The sequence below is a fragment of the Amycolatopsis solani genome (genome assembly GCF_033441515.1).
Lineage (GTDB): Bacteria > Actinomycetota > Actinomycetes > Mycobacteriales > Pseudonocardiaceae > Amycolatopsis > Amycolatopsis solani.
In genome coordinates this window covers 529,590-549,483 of sequence record NZ_JAWQJT010000004.1, presented here as the reverse complement: position 1 = coordinate 549,483, position 19,894 = coordinate 529,590, and the positions used below count along the sequence as shown (strand labels likewise).

The window sequence follows — 19,894 nt, the reverse complement described above, 5'->3', positions numbered from 1 at the left end:
AAATTGGGTTCTCATGGAAGAGTTCGACAGCATCGGCGAAGTCGACGGCACTTGGTCGGAAGAGACCGAGTTCGCCGCGCTCGACGCGCAGATCGAGGCGGCCGAGCTGGCCGAGGAGGCCGCGCTCGCGCAGCCGGTGCTCGCCGTCGTCGGCCGCCCGAACGTGGGCAAGTCGACGCTGGTCAACCGCATCCTCGGCCGCCGCGAAGCCGTCGTGCAGGACGTGCCGGGCGTGACCCGCGACCGCGTCGCCTACGACGCCTTCTGGGGCGGGCGCAAGTTCACCCTGGTCGACACGGGTGGCTGGGAGCCGGACGCGACCGGCCTGCAGGCCTCCGTCGCCGCGCAGGCCGAGCTGGCCATGCAGACCGCGGACGCCGTGCTGCTGGTGATCGACGCCACGGTCGGCGCCACCGCCACCGACGAAGCCGTCTCCAAGGTGCTGCGCCGCTCGAAGAAGCCGGTGCTGCTGGCCGCGAACAAGGTCGACGACGACCGCCTGCTCGCGGACACCGCGTCGCTGTGGTCGCTCGGCCTCGGCGAGCCGCACCCGGTCAGCGCGCTGCACGGCCGCAGCTCCGGCGACCTGCTCGACGCCATCCTCAAGGCCCTGCCCGAGTCGCCGCGCGAAGGCGGCGCCGTGACGTCGGGGCCGCGGCGCGTCGCGCTGGTCGGCAAGCCGAACGTCGGCAAGTCGAGCCTGCTCAACAAGCTCTCCGGCGAGGAGCGCTCGGTCGTCGACTCGGTCGCCGGCACCACCGTCGACCCGGTCGACTCGCTGGTCGAGCTGGACGGCGAGACCTGGCGGTTCGTCGACACGGCGGGCCTGCGCAAGCGCGTCAACTTCGCCGCCGGCGCCGAGTACTACGCCTCGCTGCGCACCAAGACCGCGATCGACGCGGCCGAGGTCGCGATCGTGCTGCTCGACGCGGCCGAGCCGCTCTCGGAGCAGGACCTGCGGGTGCTGACCATGGTCGTCGAGGCCGGGCGCGCCTGCGTGCTCGCGTTCAACAAGTGGGACCTGGTCGACGAGGACCGGCGGCACGCGATGGTCCGCGAGCTCGACCGCGGCCTGGTCCGCGTGCCGTGGGCGGAGAAGGTCAACATCTCGGCGCTGACCGGCCGTTCGGTGCGCAAGCTCGCGCCGGCGCTGCGGACCGCGCTGAAGTCGTGGGACCAGCGGGTGCCGACCGGTCAGCTCAACGCGTGGCTGTCCGACCTGATCGCGGCCACCCCGCCGCCGGTCCGCTCGGGCAAGCAGCCGAAGGTGCTGTTCGCGACGCAGGCCGGCATCCGGCCGCCGACGCTGGTGCTGTTCACCACCGGCTTCCTCGAGGCGGGCTACCGCCGGTTCATCGAGCGCAAGTTCCGGGAGCAGTTCGGCTTCACCGGCAGCCCCGTCCGGGTGAACGTCCGGGTCCGGGAGAAGAAGGCGAAGCAGAAGATCGGCGGGAAGGCCGCACGGACGCGGTGATTTCCCCACGTGGCGGGCCCGCGTGAGGTCCGACACTCCCTCGTGACCCTGTGGATACCTTTTCGTCATCCACAGGTATTGTGGAAGGTCGTTGCGGGCGCCTCAACCAGGAGAGCGAGCCCGGTTGAGGCTCCCGGAAGGTGAGTGGTGGGCTTGCGCGCCCATGCTTTGTCCCTGCATGTCTTCGTCACGGTCGAGGTGGACGCTCGATGACCGTCACGATCGAACCCACCGGTTCCGCCGCGGTCACGGCGGCGCCGGCCCCGGTCGCTGACCGCGCCCTGTTCTGGTCGGGGCTCGGCGCGAGCGAGCGCACCCTGCTCGACATCGTCGCGGCGACCGCCGAGCTCCACCCCAACGCCGCCGCGATCGACGACGGCACCACGACGCTGACCTACCGGCGGCTCCTCGAGGAGATCGACGCCTACGGCCGGCGGCTGCGCGGCTACGGCGTCGGCCTCGGTGACCGCGTCGGCATCCGGATCTCCTCCGGCACCGCCGAGCTGTACATCGCGATCCTCGCCACCCTGTCCGTCGGCGCCGCGTACGTGCCCGTCGACGCGGACGACCCGGACGAGCGCGCCGAACTGGTCTTCGAGGAAGCACAAGTGGCCGCCGTCGCCACCGACGGCAAGATCAACGTCCACAGCACGCCGGGTGGGCGTGACGGCGTCCCCGGCCCGGCCGACGACGCCTGGATCATCTTCACCTCCGGTTCCACCGGCAAGCCCAAGGGCGTCGCGGTCACGCACGCCTCCGCCGCCGCGTTCGTCGACGCCGAGGCCGAGCTCTTCCTCGCCGACGAGCCGGTCGGCCCCGGCGACCGCGTCCTGGCCGGCCTGAGCGTCGCCTTCGACGCTTCCTGCGAAGAGATGTGGCTGGCCTGGCGCCACGGCGCCTGCCTGGTCCCGGCGCCCCGCGCGCTGGTCCGCACCGGCGTCGACCTCGGCCCGTGGCTGGTCGCGCAGCGGATCACCGTCGTCTCGACCGTGCCGACGCTGGCCGCGCTGTGGCCCGCCGACGCGCTCGAAGACGTCCGCCTGCTCATCTTCGGCGGCGAAGCGTGCCCGCCGGAGCTGGCCGAGCGCGTCGCCGTCGAAGGCCGCGAAGTCTGGAACACCTACGGCCCGACCGAGGCCACCGTCGTCGCCTGCGCCGCGCAGCTGACCGGTGAGGGCCCGGTGCGGATCGGCCTGCCGCTGTCCGGCTGGCAGCTCGCCGTCGTCAACGACGAGGGCCGGCCGGTCGCGATGGGCGAGACCGGCGAGCTCGTGATCGGCGGTGTCGGCCTGGCCCGCTACCTCGACACCGAGAAGGACGCGGAGAAGTTCGCGCCGCTGCCGTCGCTGGGCTGGCAGCGCGCCTACCGCTCGGGTGACATGGTCCGCGCCGAAGCCGAGGGCCTGCTGTTCCTCGGCCGGCTCGACGAGCAGGTCAAGCTCGGCGGCCGCCGCATCGAGCTGGGCGAGGTCGACGCCGCGCTGCAGGCCCTCCCCGGGGTGCAGGGCGCGGCCGCCGCGATCCGCCGCACCAAGGCGGGCAACCAGGTCCTCGTCGGCTACGTCGTGCCCGGCACCGAGCCGTTCGACCACGACCAGGCCGCGAACCGGCTGCGTGAGCACCTGCCCGCCGCGCTGGTGCCGCTGCTCGCCGTCGTCGAAGACCTGCCGACCCGCACCTCCGGCAAGGTCGACCGCAACGCCCTCCCGTGGCCGCTGTCCACAGTGGACGCCACCGGGCTGTCGCCGACCGAGACGTGGCTCGCCGAAGGCTGGGCCGAGATCCTCGGGGTGTCGGTCGACGACCCGAAGGCCGACTTCTTCACCCACGGCGGCGGCAGCCTGACCGCCGCGCAGGTGGTCGCGCGCATCCGCACCCGGCACCCGCAGGTGTCGGTCGCCGACGTCTACGCCCACCCCAAGCTGGGTGCGCTGGCCGCGGTGCTGGACGCGCTGAGCGGCCAGGCCACCGAACGCCGCGACATCGCACCGACCCCGCGTCGCGCCGGGGTCGTCCAGACATTGCTGACCGTCCCGCTGATGGGGCTCGTCGGCCTGCGCTGGGCGACGCTGGCCGCCGCGCTGTCGAACGTCCTGTCCCTGCTCGGGTTCGCCTGGGCGCCGACGCTGAACTGGGCGTGGCTCGGCCTGGCCTGGGTGGTGCTGTTCAGCCCCGCGGGCCGGATCGCGATCGCCGCCGGTGGCGCGCGCGTGCTGCTGTCCGGGGTCCGTCCCGGCACCTACCCGCGCGGCGGGAGTGTCCACTTGCGACTGTGGACGGCCGAGAAGCTCGCCGAGTTCTCCGGCGCGGACAGCGTCGCCGGCGCGTCCTGGATGACGACGTACGCGAAGGCGCTCGGCGCGCGGATCGGCAAGGACGTCGACCTGCACTCGCCGCCGCCGGTCACCGGCTTCCTGAAGCTGGGCCGCGGGGCCGCGATCGAGCCCGAGGTCGACCTGACCGGCCACTGGGTCGACGGCGACGTCGTGCACATCGGCAAGGTCCGCGTCGGCGCGGAAGCCCGCATCGGCGCGCGCAGCACGCTGTTCCCGGGCGTCCGGATCGGCAAGGGCGCGGAGATCGCGGCCGGCTCGACCGTCCGCGGTGCCGTCCCGGCCGGGCAGCGCTGGGCCGGTTCGCCCGCCGCGCGCGTGGCGAAGGACGAGCGTGACGCGCTGAAGTGGCCGTCGAGCCGCCCGCCGCGGTCGCACTTCTGGGCCACCGTGTACGGCGTGACTTCCCTGGCGCTCGGCTTCCTGCCCGGCTTCGCCGCGCTGGCGGGCGTCGCCGTCCTCGGCTACGCGATCTCCGGCGCGCCGACGCTGCTCGACGCGTTCACCCGGGCGCTGGTCTTCGTGCCGGTCGCGACCGCCGCGTACTTCCTGGCTTACATGCTGCTGGTGCTGGCCGGTGTCCGGGCGCTGAGCATCGGCATGGTCGAGGGCTACCACCCGGTGCACGGCCGCGTCGCGTGGCAGGTCTGGGCCACCGAACGGCTGATGAGCATGGCCCGCGAAGGCCTGTTCCCGCTGTACGCCAGCCTGTTCACGCCGGTGTGGCTGCGGCTGCTCGGCGCGAAGGTCGGCCGCAACGTCGAGGCGTCGACCGTCCTGGCGCTGCCGAAGATGACCAAGGTCGACAGCGGTGCGTTCCTGGCCGACGACACCATGGTGGCGACCTACGAACTCGGCCACGGCTGGCTGCACGTCGCCCCGGCCCGGATCGGCAAGCAGGCGTTCCTCGGCAACTCGGGGATGACCGCCCCGGGGCGTTCGGTGCCGAAGCGCGGACTCGTGGGTGTGTTGTCCTCGACGCCGTTGAAGGCGAAGAAGGGTTCGTCGTACCTCGGCATGCCGCCGCTGCCGGTGCGCCGCGCGATCGGCGACGCTGACACCAGCCGCACCTACACCCCGGCGCTGCACCTGAAGGCGGCGCGGGCGCTGGTCGAGCTGTGCCGGATCATCCCGGTGATGTGCGGCGTCGCGCTGACCGTGTCGGTCGCCTTCGGGCTGCTGTGGGCCGCGTCCGTGTTCGGGTTCGGGGTCGCCGTGCTGCTCGCCGGGCCCGCGCTGCTGGCCGCCGGCGTCGTGGCGGCGCTGACCGCGACCGTCGTGAAGTGGCTGCTGGTCGGCAAGTTCCGCGAAGTCGACCACCCGCTGTGGAGCTCGTTCGTCTGGCGCAACGAGCTGGCCGACACGTTCGTCGAGGCGCTCGCGGTGCCGTGGCTGATCGGCTCGATCGGCGGCACGCCGCTGCTGAGCGCGTGGCTGCGCACGATGGGCGTCAAGATCGGCCGCGGGGTCTGGCTCGAGACGTACTGGCTGCCCGAGGCCGACCTCGTCGAGCTGGGCGACGGCGCGACCATCAACCGCGGCTGCGTCGTGCAGACGCACCTGTTCCACGACCGGATCATGAGCATGTCGCGGGTGGTGCTCGGCCAAGGCGCGACGCTCGGCCCGCACGGCATCGTGCTGCCGGGCGCCGGTATCGGCGCGCGCACCACGGTCGGCCCCGGGTCGCTGGTGACCCGCGGCGACGAGGTGCCGGCCGACACGCGCTGGCTCGGCAACCCGATCTCCGCGTGGACGGGTAAGTAGAAGGTCACGAAGTACCCACCTGGCTCGCCGGACTCACCCGTCCGTGCGAGCCTGGTTTGGTACGTCGGTACGAGGAAAGGTTCGGCTCGGGTGATTGCGAAGGCTCCTGCTCCGGCACCCGGCGCGGACACCTCCGGTGATCCCTACCTCCCCGCCCACGGCAACGGCGGGTACCGGGTCCGGCACTACGACCTCACGCTCGACTACAAGGTCGCGCCCAACCGGCTGTCGGCCGCGGCGGTGATCACCGCGGAGGCGACGCAGGCGCTTTCCCGTGCCAGCTTCGACTTCGGCGAGTTCCGGATCAACCGCGTGCTGGTCGACGGACGGCCCGCGAAGTACGTGAAGCGCGGGGTGAAGCTGCACGTCAAGCCGGCGAAGTCGGTCGCGGCCGGTGCCGCGTTCACGGTCGAGGTCCACTACGTCGGCAACCCGCGCCCGGTCCGCAGCCGCTGGGGTGACGTCGGCTGGGACGAGCTGACCGACGGCGCGCTGGTGGCGAGCCAGCCGGTCGGCGCGCCGTCGTGGTTCCCGTGCAACGACCACCCGTCGGACAAGGCGTCGTACCGGGTGAGCGTGACGACGGCGTCGCCGTACCTGGTCGCGGTCACCGGCACCCTCGTCGAGCGGTCGACGTCGGCCAGCACGACGAGGTGGGTGTTCGAGCGGCCGGAGCCGACGGCGACGTACCTGATGAGCGTGCAGATCGGCCGCTACGACGACGTCGAGCTGACCGGCCGCGGCTGGGCGCCGCCCGCCGGCGTGGGCGCGCGCCTGCTCAGCCTCGGCTTCGGGCACGGCCGCGTCGAGTCGGTCACCGAGACGGTGCCGCAGCGGGCCGCCGTGCCGCCGCGGCTGCGCCGGGCGTTCGACCGCGACTTCGGGCGGCAGGGCCGGATGATGGAGTTCCTCCAGCGGCTGTTCGGCCCGTACCCGTTCCACGAGTACGTCATCGTGGTCACGGACGACGACCTCGACGACCCGATCGAGGCGCAGGGCATGTCGATCTTCGGCGCCAACCACGTCGACGGCCGCCGCACGTACGAGCGGCTGGTGGTGCACGAGCTGTCCCACCAGTGGTTCGGCAACAGCCTGACCGTGGCGGACTGGCGGCACATCTGGCTGAACGAAGGCTTCGCGACCTACGCCGAGTGGCTGTGGTCGGAGGAGTCCGGCGGGCCGTCCGCCGAGGCGCTGGCCCGCGACTGGTACGCGCGCGTCAAGGCGAAGCCGGCGGACGTCCGGATCGCCGACCCGGGCGTGGCGCGGATGTTCGACGAGCGCGTCTACAAGCGCGGCGCCCTGACCCTGCACGCCCTCCGCACGGAGATCGGCGACCCGGCGTTCTTCGCGCTGCTGAAGGCGTGGGCGGTCGAGAACCGGCACGGTCTGGTCACGACGGCCCAGTTCGTCTCGACGGCGGAGGCGTACGCGGCCCGGCCGCTGACCGCGTTCTTCACCCGCTGGCTCGACTCGACCGCTCTCCCGCCGCTTTAGCCCGCCCAACGCTCGTGAGTGTTTAGTCGGGTTCTAACCCGACTAAACACTCACGACCTCCCGCGCCGGTATTCATCGGATGTCTTTGCCGCTTTCCGGGTGAACGACTCTGGCGTTTTGGGACACCCTCTGCAAGTATGGCCGCACGCCGCCGCTTGAACTCGCCGAAACGTAGTATGAATTCGGAGGATGCTTCATGGACTCAGTGTCCCGGCGGACGGTGCTCCGTGCTGCCTCGGTCGCGGCCGGGGCCGCGGCCTTCGGCGGTCTGTGGGCGAAGGGGGCCCCGCCCGCCCTCGCGGGGGCGGCGAACCCGCACCGCGAAGTCGCCGCCGACGCGCGCATGGTCTGGAAGCGGCTGCCGAAGAACTGGCGGGAGGGCCCGTTCCTGGCCAACGGCTACCTCGGCGCGCAGGTCTACGCCGGCCAGACGCCGCAGGTGCTGAAGGTGATGCTGAGCCACACCCAGGTGCAGGACCAGCGGATCCAGTGGGAGGCGGGCATCGGCCTGTCCCGGCTGCCGATCGGCTACCTCACGCTCACCCTGGCCGGCGCGATCACCGCCGTCGACTGGACGCTCGACCTCTACAACGCCGAGCTGGGCGGCACCATCACCACGACCCAGGGCTCGGTCGCCTTCTCCGCGGTCGTGCACAACGACCTCGGCGTGCTGCTCGTGTCGATGACGCCGAGCGCGGGCGAAGCCGGTGCGGCGTGGGCGTTCCAGCCGCTGGAGTCCGCGACGACGCGGGCCGTCCGCAAGCCGCCCGAGTACGTCGCGAACCCCGCGCCCGAGCTCGCGGACGGGTACTGCGCGCAGCCGATGCTCGCCGGCGGCGGGTACACGACGGCGTGGCGGGAACGCGCGATCGGGGCCCGGCGGCTCCTCGCTGCGACCGTCGCCTACAGTTTCCCCGGCACCACGCACACCGCCGACGCCCTCGAGAGCGTCCGGAAAGCGCTTGCGCTGAACCCGGACTTCCTCCTCGCGCGCCACCGCCACTGGTGGAACGACTACCACCGGCGCAGCTTCGTTTCGGTGCCGGACAAGCAGGTGCAGCGCTTCTACTGGATCCAGCTGTACAAGATCGCGGCCGCCACGCGCGCCGGCGGCCCCGTGGTCTCGGAGTGGGGCCCGTGGTTCCCCGAGGTCGGCAACAGCTGGACCGCGGTGTGGTGGAACCTCAACGTCCAGGTCACCTACCCGATCGTCAACAGCAGCAACCACCCCGAACTCGACGCCGTCACCGAGACCTTCCGGCGCGACCACGCGAACCTCGAGGCGTCCGTGCCGCCCGCGTACCGCGATGGCGACACCTACGCGCTTTCGCACCCGGGTGACTGGCGGCTGCGCCCCGGCGGCACGCGCTCGGTCGGCGTTCCCGGGACGACGTCCAAGACCGACCAGACCGGGAACCTGTTGTGGGGCCTGCACAACGTCTGGCTGGCCTACCGCCACCACCTGGACCGGAGCGTGCTGCGCGACGTCCTGTACCCGACGCTGGCGAAGGCGCTGAACTTCTACCGCCACTTCCTGGTCACGGGCCCGGACGGCTTCCTGCACCTGCCGCTGACCCGGTCGCCGGAGTACGCCGACACCCCCGACTGCACCTACGACCTGTCGCTGATCCGGTGGGCGGCCGGCACCCTCGTCGACACCGCCCGGATCCTGCGCCTGAACGAGCCGCGCGTGCCGATCTGGCGGGAGATCGGCGCGAAACTGGTGCCCTACCACGAAGATCCCGTCAACGGCGTGCTGATCGGCGACGGCGTCCCGCTGGCCGCGTCGCACCGGCACTTCTCGCACCTGCTGTGGCTGTACCCGTTGCGGGAGAAGGTCTGGGACACCCCCGCCGACCGCGACGTCATGACGCGCACCTTCGACCACTGGGCCGCCGACCAGTCCGCCTGGCACGGCTACAGCTACGCGGCCGCGTCCTCGATGAAGTCCGTGATGGACGCGCCGGAAGAAGCGTTGCGGTACTTGAAGTTCTTCCTCGACCGGAACATCGTGGCCGACACCGAGCTGACCGCGAACACGATGTACCGCGAAGGCTCGAACTTCGCCATCGAGAGCCCGATCACGGCCGCCCAGTCCGTTGTGGACATGCTGATGCAGGGTTCCGGCGGGGTGCTCAAGGTCTTCCCGTCGGTGTCGTCGACCTGGCGGGACGCCTCGATCTCGGGGCTGCGCGCGGAGGGCGCGTTCCTCGTGGACGCCTCCCGGCGCGGGGGCACCACGGAGTTCGTCCGCGTGCGCAGCGAAGCCGGCGAACCCCTGGTCCTCCAGCACGGCATCGCCGGGGACGTCGACGTCCGCGACGAGCACGGCAGGCACCTGCCGTGGCGGGCCGCCGGCCCGGGCCGGCTCTCGATCGGGCTGCGGCGCGGTGGGACCGCCGTCGTCACGCCCCGGGGCACGCGGCCGGAGTTCGCGCCGCGAGACGTCCCCGCCCTCGGTCCGGCGCCCGCGTGGGGCCTGCCGGTCTGACACCCGCTTCGACGAGGAGGCCGGAATGGACATCACCCGCAGAACCGTGCTCGGCGGCGCGCTCGCCGGGCTGGCCGCCGCCGGCTTGGCCCCCGCGGCCGCGGCGGCGGAACCGGGCGGCGACGACTTCTCCTGGGCCGGGTTCCTGGGCACCGCCGACCTGTACTGGCGGCGGCTGCCGAAGACCTGGTACGAGGGACCGTTCCTGGGCAACGGGTTCCTCGGCTCCGCGATCTACGCCGAGCCCGGGCGCAACGCGATCCGCTTCAACGTCCAGCACAGCCAGGTGCAGGACCACCGGCCGGAGTTCGGGTCGCTGTTCGGCCTGGCCCGGCTGCCCATCGGGTACTTCACGCTGGAGCCGGTCGGCGCGATCACCGCGCTCGACTGGCGGCTGGACCTGTGGAACGCCGAGCTGACCGGCACGATCACGACGACGGCGGGCAGCCTGAGCCTGCGCGCGATCGTCCACACCGGACAGTCGTTGCTCGCGATCGAAGTCCGGCCCAGCGAAGGCGAACGCGGGTTCGCGTGGGTGTTCCACCCGGCGGTGGCGGTCAGCCCGCGCGCCGACCCGGTGTGGAACAAGCCGCCGCCGGCGGGCTACACCGCCAACCCGCCGGTGAACCTGACGACCAGCGGGGACGCCCGCCTGGCCGTCCAGCCGCTGCTGGCCGGCGGCGAGCACGTGACGGCCTGGCGGGAGGTGGCGCGCGGCGGCGCGCGCACGCTGTACACGTCGGTCGCGTGGTCGCACCCGGAACGGACGTCGGTGGCCCGTGCGCTCGCCACGGTCCGCCGCGCGGGCGCGTTCGCCGAGCTGACCCGGGACCACCGCCGCTGGTGGCACGACTTCTACCGGGGCAGTTTCCTGTCCATTCCGGACACCCGGCTGCAGAGCTTCTACTGGATCCAGCTCTACAAGGTCGCGTCGGCGGCCCGGCGCGAGGCACCGGTGATGGCGACGTCCGGGCCGTGGCTGGAGAACACGCCGTGGCCGGCGACCTGGTGGAACCTCAACGTCCAGCTCGAATACTGGCTGATCCACGGCTCCAACCACCTGGAGCTGGACGCCGTCAGCTACGCGCTCGGCAAGTACCGCGCGAACCTCACCAGCCAGGTCGCGCAGCCGTACCAGGCCGACTCGGCCGGGATCCCGCGCACGACCGACATGACCCTGCTCAACGGCGTTTCGAACGCCACCAGCGGGTTCCCCGTGGGCGTCCCGGGGCAGGACACGCCGACGCCGGAGGTCGGCAACCTGACCTGGGCCCTGCACAACGTGTGGCTGTCCTACCGGCACACGATGGACCGGACCCTGCTGACCGGCACGCTGTTCCCCTTGCTGCGCAAAGCAATCAACTACTACCTGCACTTCCTCGCTCCGGGCGCCGACGGGAAGCTGCACTTGCCGCCGACGTTCTCACCCGAGTACGGCGTCAACGCCCCGGACTGCAACTACGACCTCTCGCTGATCCGCTGGGGCTGCAAGACGCTCCTGGAGATCGCGCCCGGTGACGCGCTCGCCCCGAAGTGGCGGGACGTCCTCGCGAACCTCGTGGCCTACCCGGCCGATGCGAACGGCTACATGATCGGCGCCGGGGTCCCGTTCGCGAAGTCGCACCGGCACTACTCGCACCTGCTGCAGATCTACCCGCTCTACGACGTCACCTGGGAGCAGCCGGAACACCGCCAGATCATCGAAACGTCGCTGAACCACTGGGTCGGCTTCGAAGGCGCGCTGCAGGGCTACACGTTCACCGGGGCCGCGTCGATCTCGGCGCAGATGCTCCGCGGCGACCAGGCCGCGTTCTACCTCGGCGAGCTGCAACGGCGGTACATCCAGCCGAACACGATGTACAAGGAGTCCGGGCCGGTCATCGAAACGCCGCTGTCGGCGGCGAAGTCGTTGCAGGACATGCTGGTGCAGAGCTGGGGCGGCGTGCTGCGGGTGTTCCCCGCGGTCCCGTCGGCGTGGGGCGACATCGCGCTGCGCGACTTCCGCACCGAGGGCGCGTTCCTGCTCAGCGCGTCCCGGGCCGGCGGCCGGACCCGCTGGCTGAAGGTGCACAGCGAGGCCGGGGCGCCGTGCGTGCTGCGGCCGGGCATCGAGGGCGAGCTCGCCGTGACCGACGCGCGCGGCCGGGCCCGCCGGTGGCGGCGGCTGGCCACCGGGGACGTCCAAGTCGAACTCGGGCGTGGCGAGGACGCGTTCGTCCACCGGAAGGGGGACAAGCCGGACTTCGGTGTCCGGCCGGTCACGCCGGGTGGGCCGAGTTCACCGTGGGGGCTGCCCTGATCGGGCGTTCTCGCCCGGGGAACGGCCGTCGGCGGCAGAATGGAGCTCTCGACGAGGGGAGCGTTCATGAGCGAGCCGGGGGAGCGGCCTCAGCAGTACGGCCAGTGGCCGCCGCCGATACCGCCGAAGCGGACTTCGACGACGGCGATGGCGCTGGTCACCGGGTCGGTCGTGGTCGTCGTCGTGATGGTGCTGGCGTTCCTGGCCTGGGGCTACCCCGGGTTCCTGCGCAAGCCGGACGGTCAGGCCGGCGGTGGTTTCTTCGCCGCGCCGACGTCCTCGGCGATGGCGTCTTCGGCCACCCCGCCGGTCACGGTCAGCTCGCCGGTTTCGATCCCCGGCGGCCGGGCCGCGATGCCGAAACGGGTGAAACCGCTGGCCGACCCGGTGACCTGCGCGTTCACCCCGGATCCCGGCGCGCCGGCGCCGAAGAAGGCCGGGCTGCCGCCGGACGGCCCGGCACCGTCGTCCGGGACGGTCGACGTGCGGCTCGCGACGAGCGCGGGTGCCATCGGGCTGACGCTGGACCGCGCGTTGGCCCCGTGCACCGTGGTCAACTTCGTGAGCCTGGCGAAGCAGGGCTTCTACGACGGCACGTCGTGCCACCGGCTCTCGGTGACGGCCGGCCTGCAGATGCTGCAGTGCGGCGACCCGGTCGGCGACGGGACCGGCGGCCCGGGCTACACGATCCGCGACGAGGTGTTCCCCGAGCTGACCTACGGCCGCGGGATCCTGGCGATGGCGAAGACGAGCCAGCCCGACACCGGCGGTTCGCAGTTCTTCCTGGTCTTCGGCGAGACGCAGATCCCGCCGGAGTACACGGTCTTCGGCAGCATCGACGACGCCGGCCTCGCCGTCCTGGACCAGGTCGCCCGCGGCGGCATCGACTCCTCGAAGCCGGGCATCGGCGACGGCAGCGGGCCCCCGAAGACCCCGGTGACGTTCACCGGGGTCACCACCACGCCGTGATCAGGGCCGGTCGAGGACCTGCCGCAACGCGCTGAGCAGGGCCTTGGCGGCGTCGGGTGCCGCGGTGGCCTGGCGCCAGGCGACGTAGCCGTCCGGGCGGACCAGCAGGCAGCCGTCCTCGTCGATGCCGCTCAGCCGCGACCAGTCACCGTAGGCGTCGCGGGTGCCGGGGTCGCCGATCCGGACGGCCCGCAGGTCGAGGCCCAGTTCCGCGCCCACCTTGGCCGCCGCGTCCCGCCACGGCGTGCCGGTGAGGCCGGTCAGCACCGTCCAGCGACCGCCGGCCACGAGGTCCAAAGTGGACACACGGCGGCCGTGCGAGCCGACGAGCCAGGCGTGCGGCAGCTTCGCGCCCGGCTCGGTGCTCGGCCGGTGGAACAGCTCGGGGTCGCGGTCCGATTCCGCCGTGACGCCGTCGGGCAGCACCGCGCCGGAGACGTACCGCTGGTCCAGCTCGACGCCGTGGGCGTTGAACTCGTAGTGCTTCAGCTCGATCGCCCGCTCCAGCTCACGACGTTTGCGCGCGCCCTCGGCCGTGGGCGCGAGGCAGGTTTCGAGCCCGGCCGTGATGCCGTCGGCGTCGGTGCCGCCGTCGATGCCGAGCGCGGCGAAGATCGGCCCGAACTGGTCGCGGCTGAGGTTTGCCCGGTCGACGATCTGCTTGCCCACCGGCGCCCGTTCGGCGCTGTAGCTGTCCAGCAGTCTCTCTCCCGCCTCGCCGCGCAGCACCATCGCGAGCTTCCAGGCCAGGTTGTAGGAGTCCTGGACGGACGTGTTGGAGCCGAGCCCGTTGGACGGCGGGTGCCGGTGCACGGCGTCCCCGGCGCAGAACACCCGGCCGTTGCGGTATTCGGTGGCGTAGTTGTGGTTGACCGTCCACAGCGACGTCGAGGTGATCTCGACCTCGAGGTCCGGGTCGCCGACGAGGTCGCGCACCAGCCGCGTCGCCTCCTCGACGTCGACGTCCGGCGGGGCCTGCTCGATGTCGTAGCCCCAGGTCAGCAGCCATTCGTTCCACGGCCGGACCATCCGGACCAGGCCCATCCCGATCCCGCCGAGGTGCGCGCCCGGCCGCATCACCCAGTACAGGACGCTCGGCCGGTGGGCCACGTACGGCGCGAGGTCGGCGGTGAACGTGATGTTCATGCTCCCCGCCTTGCCGGTCTGCCCGGCGATCGGCAGGCCGGCCTGGTCGGCGACGCGGCTGCGGGCGCCGTCCGCGCCGATCAGGTATTGGGCGCGCAACGTGAACTCGTCGCCGCGGACGCGGTCGCGGAACCGGGCGGTGACGCCGTCGCCGTCCTGCGTGAAGTCGAGGAATTCGGTGTCCAGCCGCAGTTTCGCACCGCGCGCGGCGGCTTCGCCCGCCAGGATCGGCTCGAGGTAGGTCTGCGGCAGGTCGATCATGTGGCACGGGCTGGCGGCGGTGTACTCGGCCGCCGACCGGTCGCCGGTGCCCCAGCTGGCGATCCGGCCGATCTCCGGCCCGGTCAGCGACGTGCAGAGCACGGTGTCGCCCATCAGTTCCGGCGGCGTGCCGATGGCGAGGGCCTTGTCCTCGACGCCGAGGTCGCGCAGCACCTCCATGGTGCGCTGGTTGGTGATGTGCGCGCGGGGCGTGTTCGCCGTCCAGCCGTACTTGGTGGCGAGCACCGTGGGGACGCCGTAGGTGGCGAGCAGCAGGGCCGCGGCGCCGCCGGCCGGGCCGCTGCCGACCACGATGACGTCGGTGTCGTAGCTCATGCACCGCTCCCTGAGATCCGGAAGGTGAACTCGAGTCCGTCGGTGAAGTCGACGATCAGGCCGTCCTTGACGCCGAACACGGTGTCGGAGTCGAGGTACTCGCCGCCGGCGACGAACAGCTGGGTGATCAGCGTGCGGTAGCCGGGCTTGGCGATCATGAAGTGCACGTGCGGGGCGCGGTACGGGTGCCGTCCGACGGCGGTCAGCATCTCGCCGACCGGGCCGTCGGCGGGGATCGGGTACGCGCTGGGCACGATCGTCCGGAACCGCAGCCGCCCCTCGGCGTCGGTGCGGAACCGCGCCCGCAGCACCGGGCCGTCCAGGTCGGGCAGCTGGACGTCGTAGAAACCGTCCTCATTGGACTGCCAGACGTCGACGATCGCGCCGGCGACCGGCACGTCCTGCGTGTCGGTGACGAGGATGTCGGCCGACAGGGGCGTGCCCGGCAAGCCTTCCGCGATGTCGGCGCCCTGCGGGGTCTCGGGTGGTCCCTCGACGTAGAAGGGGCCGAGCACGGCCGACGGCGTCGTGTCCGGCGTCCGCGAGTTGGTCAGGACGTCGACGACGCTGGAGACGCCGAGGGTGTCCGACAGCAGGATGAACTCCTGGCGGGTGTCGGTGGTGATGTGCCCGGCGCGGGTGAGGAAACCGATCGCGTACTCCCACTCGTCCTGCGTGAGGTCGGTGCGGATGGCGTAGCCGTGCAGGGTTTCGACCAGGTCGGTGAGGAGGGTGCGCACGCGGTCCGGGGCGCCGGCGAAGCTGTCGGCCACCTGCTTCGTCAGCGCCTTGAGGCTCGGCGGCGCGGCGGGACGGGTGCCGTGCAGAGCCTGGCGGAGCAGCTCCGGTTCGCCCTCGAGGTCGGCTTCGGTGAGGCCCAGCTCGGCCAGCGAGTGCGGGATCGGGAGGGACGCGGCCAGCTCGAAGACGTCGTTCGCGTCGTCCAGGCCTTTCTCCGCCATGACGTACGGGAGGAGAACGGCGTGGGTTTCCGCGTGCGGCAGCCCGAACTTGCCGCCGAGGTGGTGGCAGAGCTGGTGGTGCAGGCCCATCGTGACGGCGTCGAGGCACGAGCCGGCCAGCCAGGCGCCGCGCAGCGCGTCGGTCCGCGCGTCCACATCGGACGGATCCGCCGCGATGCGGGGGAGTGCGCTCACGAGCAGCCGCTTGGCCTCCGCGGCGAACAGGTCGGTCATCGGGTTGGCGTCCGGCGCGTAGGTCGCTTCCACCGCGTGGGCCAGTGCGTTGAGCCCGCTGGCCGCCGAGAGGGGCACCGGCAGGGACAGCGTCAGATCGACGTCGTAGAGGACGGCCTCGGGCCGGACCTTCGAGGTCTTCTGCGTGGTCTTGCGGCCGTCGGCCGTCTGGCCGAGCACGGAGGTGAGTTCGGAACCCGCGTAGGTCGTCGGGACGATCAGCTGCGGCAGGTCGGTGTGCAGCGCGATGGCCTTGGCCAGCCCGGTGGCGGAACCGCCGCCGATCGCGACGACGCCGTCGACGTCGTGCTCGGCGACGACCTTGAGCGCGCGCTCGGTGACGTCGACCGGGGTGTGCATGGCCGGCTCTTCGAACCGGGCGGCCAGGCGCGGGCCGAGCGCCGCCGCGGCCCGGTCACCGAACCGCGCGCCGCCGACCAGCAGCACCCGGCTCAGCCCGAGGCGGCCGGCTTCGTCGCCGAGGGTGCCGAGCGAGCCGAAGACCACCCGGACGGGGTTCGCGGCGTAGCTGAACGAGGTCATGCGACGCAGTATCCGGCGCGGACGAGCCCGGGTCCTGCACGTTCCTGCTGCCGGACGGCACGAAACGCGCGAGTCAGCCCGCCCGGCGCAGCGCGGCCGGGGTGGTGCCGAGCTGGGCGCGCAGCACGCGCGTCAGGTGCTCCTGGTGGGAGAAGCCGCAGCGGGCGGCGATGTCGGCGATCGGGTCGTCGCCGGTGCGCAGCAGCAGCCCCGCCCGCTCGACGCGCAGGCGCAGCAGGAACCGGTGCGGCGGCAGGCCGGTGCGCGCCTTGAACTGCCGCGAGAACTGGCTGACGCTCAGCCCGGCGAGCGCGGCCAGCTCGGCGAGCGGCACCGCTTCGGCGAGGCGCTCGGTCATCAGATCGCGGACGCGCGCGAACTGCCGGTCCGAAAGCCCCCGCGCGACGGGCGCGGCGACCGGCCCGGCGCGGTGCCGCCGGACCAGCTGCGCGGCGACGAGCGCCCCGAGCTGGTCGGCGTAGGTGCGAGCGCTGGGCTCCCAGTCGCGGACGACGCCGTCGAGGCTCAGCACGAGCTGTTCGAGCAGGGGATCCGAGCTGCCCAGCTCCTCGGCGAGCCGCACGCTTCCCCCGGCGGCCTCCTGCACGGCGTCGTCGTCGACGTAGACGTGCACGGTGTCGAGCTCACCGCCGAGCTCGACGGACAGCTCCGCGTGCGAGGGCTGAAGGAACAACCCGCCGACGGGCATCCGGCGGCTCTGCTCGCGAGGCGTGCCGACGCCGCGCCGGACCGTCACAGGCCCGTCGAGGTGCAGGATCAGCTGATGGCTGCGTGCGGCGCCGAACTCGGCGCGGTAGGGGCGTTCGCGCTGCTTGGAGACGTAGACGCGGTCCCAGCCGAGCCCGGCGGAGGTGCGTTCGGGGCGGACCCAGGGCAGCGCGAGGATGCCGTTGGTGTCGGCCAGCCCGAGTTCGCCCACGCCTGCCTCCTCGACGTCGAGGCTGCCCGCGATGGTACGCGAGCAGCACCGCGGTACCCAGCCGGACGATTCGCTCGGGCTGGTGCCAGCCGCCGCCGGGCTGCTGCTGCCCGACCTGGCCGGCCGGTGGCGCGCGTGGGGCGGCCCGGCGCCCGGCCTAGCCGGCCGGGCGCGTGGGTGGCCCGGCGCGGTGGCGGCGATCGCGCTGGTTCAGCTCGAGGCCGGGTACCTGGTGCCCGGCGGCCGCGCGTGGGGGGCCCGGCCGGGCGGTGTACGTGGGTGACCCGGCGCGGCGGCGATCGTGGCTCAGCCCGGGGCCGCGCGGCCGTGGCGCCAGTAGCCGAGGAACGCGATGTCCGGCTTCGGCCAGCCGCGCTCGCGCACCAGGTGGCGCCGGACGCCCGTGGCCAGCGCGCTTTCCCCGGCCACCCACGTGTACGCGCGCCCCTCCGGGAGGTCCGCCGCCTCGATCGTCTTGAGCGCCAGCGTGCCCGGGCGGCGGCCGGGCTCGTCCCGCGGCAGCCAGTGCACCCGCACGCCCGGTGGCGGGTCGAGGTCCCGGACGTCTGCCGTCGACGGCACCTCCAGGAACACCTCCGCGACCAGGTCGGACCGCGCGCCTTCGAGGATCGCCAGTATCGCCGGCACCGCGCTCTCGTCGCCGGCCAGCAGCTGCCACGCCACCCCGGGCGGCGGCAGGTAGCTCACGCCCATGTCGAAGATGCCCGCCGGATCGCCGGGGCGCGCGGTGCGGGCCCACGAAGCCGCCGGGGCGTCGCCGTCGTGGAGGGCGAACTCGATGTCGATCTCGCCGGGGCGGGCGCGCCGGATCGTGTAGTTGCGGACCCACGGGCGGCGCGACTTCGGCAGCATCAGCACCTCGGCCATCCAGCCCTCGTTGTCGCGCGTGGGCATCCGCAGGCCGGCTTGGCCGTCGCGGGGGAAGAACAGGCGCACGGCCTGGTCGTCGCCCGCCGGTTCGAAGTCCGCGAGGGCCGGGCCGCCGAGGGTGATGGTCCGGAACGCCGGGCTCGGTGCGGTGTTCGCGCGGACTTCGAGCGTGATCATCCGTCGCGTCTTCGGGCGGCGCACCTTCGGGATCATCAGACGTCCAGCACGAGCCGGGGCGACGAGGCACGCGACACGCACGGGTACATCCGCCCGGCCGGCGCGCCGATGTCGTCGCGGTGCTCGGGGTCGCCGTCGAGGACGGAGAGTTCGCAGCTGCCGCAGACGCCCTCGCGGCAGCCGGACGGCACCGGCTTCCCGGCGTGGTTCAGCACGTCGAGCAGCGATTCGTCGGCCGGGACCCGGAGGGTCTGCTCGGATCGGGCGCACACCACCTCGAACGGGGTGTCCGGCCCGAAGACGCGCCGGGTGGGCTGGAAGCGTTCGGTGTGCACGCGCGGGAACAGCGCTTCGGCCGCGTCCACCATGGACGCCGGGCCGCAGCAGTAGACCTCCGCCGCCGGGAACTCCGCCGCCAGCGCCGCGAGGTCCGGCCGTTCCTCGGAGTACAGCCGCACGCGTTCGCCGTACGCGGCCACGAGGTCCGCCGCGAACGGCATCGTCGAAGCCGAGCGGCCCGCGTACACCAGCGTCGCCCGGGTGCCGGCGGCCCGCAGCATCGGGATGATCGGCGTGATCCCGATGCCGCCGGCCACGAACAGGTATTCCGGGGCGGCCACCAGCGGGAAGTGGTTGCGCGGCACCGAAACTTCCAGGGTCCGGCCGGGGCGCAGGTACAGGTGGACGTACTCCGAGCCGCCGCGGCTGAGCGGGTCGTGCCGGACCGCGATCCGGTAGGCGGAGCGGTCCGCGGGGTCGCCGCAGAGCGAGTACTGCCGGGTCAGCCAGTTCGGCAGCGCGAGGTCGATGTGCGCGCCGGGCTCCCACGGGGCCAGATCGCCTTCGTCGCCACGCAGCACGAGGGAGACGACGTCGTCGGCGACGCGCTCGACGCGGTCCAGGATCGTCTTCTGCATGTCAGTACAGCTTCCGGTAGCCCTCTTCGAGCATCCGCTCGAGGAGTTCGGGGTCGCCGCCCATCGCCTCGGCGGCGACCTCGCCCACCGAAGGCAGCTCCGCGGCCAGCGCCTGGCTCGCCGGGTTCCACAGCCGCGAGCGGATCAGCGCGCGGCCGCAGTGGAAGTACACCTGCTCGACCTCGATGACGATGGCGAGCATCGGCTCCTTCGCCTCGGTGCGCATCCGGGCCAGGACGTCGGGCTCGTCGGTGACGTACGCGCTGCCGTTGACGCGCAGGGTTTCCCGGGTGCCGGGGACGAAGAAGAGCAGCCCGACACCGTCGTTCTCGGCGATGTTGCGGAAGGAGTCGGCGATCTTGTTGCCGGTGCGGTCGGGCATGGCGAGGGTGCGTTCGTCGAGGACCTTCACGAACCCGGGGTAGTCGCCGCGGGGCGAGCAGTCGGCACGGCCCGCGGCGTCGGCGGTGGCCAGCGTCAGGAACGGCGAGTGGGCGATGAAGCGCCGGGCGTGCCGGTCGATGCGGTCGCCGATCTTGGCCTCGATCATGGCTTCGGGCTCGCCCAGCCGGGACCGCACCTCGGCCATGGTCACGCGGCGCAGCATGTTTGTGCTGGTCATGACACAATTATGAGCAAATACTCAGATCCTGCGCTACT

The 19,894-nt window shown here is 72.5% G+C and carries 13 protein-coding genes; 7 read left to right on the top strand and 6 right to left on the bottom strand.

Annotated elements, in window-relative coordinates; translation table 11 throughout:
• Nucleotides 1-13: 13 nt before the first annotated feature.
• The 6 genes from der (at nt 14) to SD460_RS46675 (ending at nt 12,827) form a co-directional block, all read left to right on the top strand.
• The gene (gene der, locus SD460_RS46700; protein ID WP_290057562.1) at nt 14-1,474 is read left to right on the top strand and encodes a ribosome biogenesis GTPase Der; all 1,461 of its coding nucleotides are present in this window, start codon (nt 14-16) and stop codon (nt 1,472-1,474) included.
• 209 nt (nt 1,475-1,683) lie between these two features.
• Nucleotides 1,684-5,571 (top strand): Pls/PosA family non-ribosomal peptide synthetase, encoded by a 3,888-nt coding sequence (locus SD460_RS46695; protein ID WP_318307809.1) that lies wholly within the window; start codon nt 1,684-1,686, stop codon nt 5,569-5,571.
• 90 nt (nt 5,572-5,661) lie between these two features.
• Nucleotides 5,662-7,068, top strand: coding sequence for a M1 family metallopeptidase (locus tag SD460_RS46690; RefSeq protein WP_290057560.1), 1,407 nt, complete (start codon nt 5,662-5,664; stop codon nt 7,066-7,068).
• A gap of 196 nt (nt 7,069-7,264) precedes the next feature.
• On the top strand, nt 7,265-9,559 hold the full coding sequence (locus SD460_RS46685) for a glycosyl hydrolase family 95 catalytic domain-containing protein (RefSeq protein WP_318307808.1): 2,295 nt from the start codon (nt 7,265-7,267) through the stop codon (nt 9,557-9,559).
• Nucleotides 9,560-9,584: 25 nt separating this feature from the next.
• Complete coding sequence (locus tag SD460_RS46680; protein ID WP_290057558.1) at nt 9,585-11,858, top strand: glycosyl hydrolase family 95 catalytic domain-containing protein; 2,274 nt, start codon at nt 9,585-9,587, stop codon at nt 11,856-11,858.
• 66 nt (nt 11,859-11,924) lie between these two features.
• On the top strand, nt 11,925-12,827 hold the full coding sequence (locus SD460_RS46675; protein WP_318307807.1) for a peptidylprolyl isomerase: 903 nt from the start codon (nt 11,925-11,927) through the stop codon (nt 12,825-12,827).
• Here the strand turns inward: SD460_RS46675 and SD460_RS46670 are convergent, their stop codons facing one another.
• From SD460_RS46670 to SD460_RS46660, 3 genes are all read right to left on the bottom strand, one after another.
• Nucleotides 12,828-14,570, bottom strand: a complete 1,743-nt coding sequence (locus SD460_RS46670; RefSeq protein WP_290057556.1) for an FAD-dependent monooxygenase — start codon at nt 14,568-14,570, stop codon at nt 12,828-12,830.
• Complete coding sequence (locus tag SD460_RS46665; RefSeq protein WP_290057555.1) at nt 14,567-16,309, bottom strand: maleylacetate reductase and hydroxyquinol 1,2-dioxygenase domain-containing protein; 1,743 nt, start codon at nt 16,307-16,309, stop codon at nt 14,567-14,569. The genes SD460_RS46670 and SD460_RS46665 overlap by 4 nt, the downstream gene beginning before the upstream one ends.
• 73 nt (nt 16,310-16,382) lie before the next feature.
• On the bottom strand, nt 16,383-17,249 hold the full coding sequence (locus SD460_RS46660) for a helix-turn-helix domain-containing protein (RefSeq protein WP_290057554.1): 867 nt from the start codon (nt 17,247-17,249) through the stop codon (nt 16,383-16,385).
• 31 nt (nt 17,250-17,280) lie between these two features.
• On the opposite strand from SD460_RS46660, the gene SD460_RS46655 reads away from it, so the two are divergent.
• Nucleotides 17,281-17,532, top strand: coding sequence for a hypothetical protein (locus SD460_RS46655; RefSeq protein ID WP_318307806.1), 252 nt, complete (start codon nt 17,281-17,283; stop codon nt 17,530-17,532).
• A 23-nt stretch (nt 17,533-17,555) separates the two neighbouring features.
• Here SD460_RS46655 and SD460_RS46650 read toward each other — a convergent pair whose 3' ends face one another.
• From SD460_RS46650 to SD460_RS46640, 3 genes are read right to left on the bottom strand one after another with little or no spacing between them, the layout of a single operon-like run.
• Complete coding sequence (locus SD460_RS46650; protein WP_290062608.1) at nt 17,556-18,353, bottom strand: siderophore-interacting protein; 798 nt, start codon at nt 18,351-18,353, stop codon at nt 17,556-17,558.
• Nucleotides 18,353-19,234: a PDR/VanB family oxidoreductase gene (locus tag SD460_RS46645; RefSeq protein ID WP_290062609.1), complete on the bottom strand. Its 882-nt coding sequence runs from the start codon at nt 19,232-19,234 to the stop codon at nt 18,353-18,355. The genes SD460_RS46650 and SD460_RS46645 overlap by 1 nt, the downstream gene beginning before the upstream one ends.
• A 1-nt stretch (nt 19,235) precedes the next feature.
• Nucleotides 19,236-19,856: an MSMEG_1061 family FMN-dependent PPOX-type flavoprotein gene (locus tag SD460_RS46640; RefSeq protein ID WP_290062610.1), complete on the bottom strand. Its 621-nt coding sequence runs from the start codon at nt 19,854-19,856 to the stop codon at nt 19,236-19,238.
• Nucleotides 19,857-19,894 lie beyond the last annotated feature (38 nt).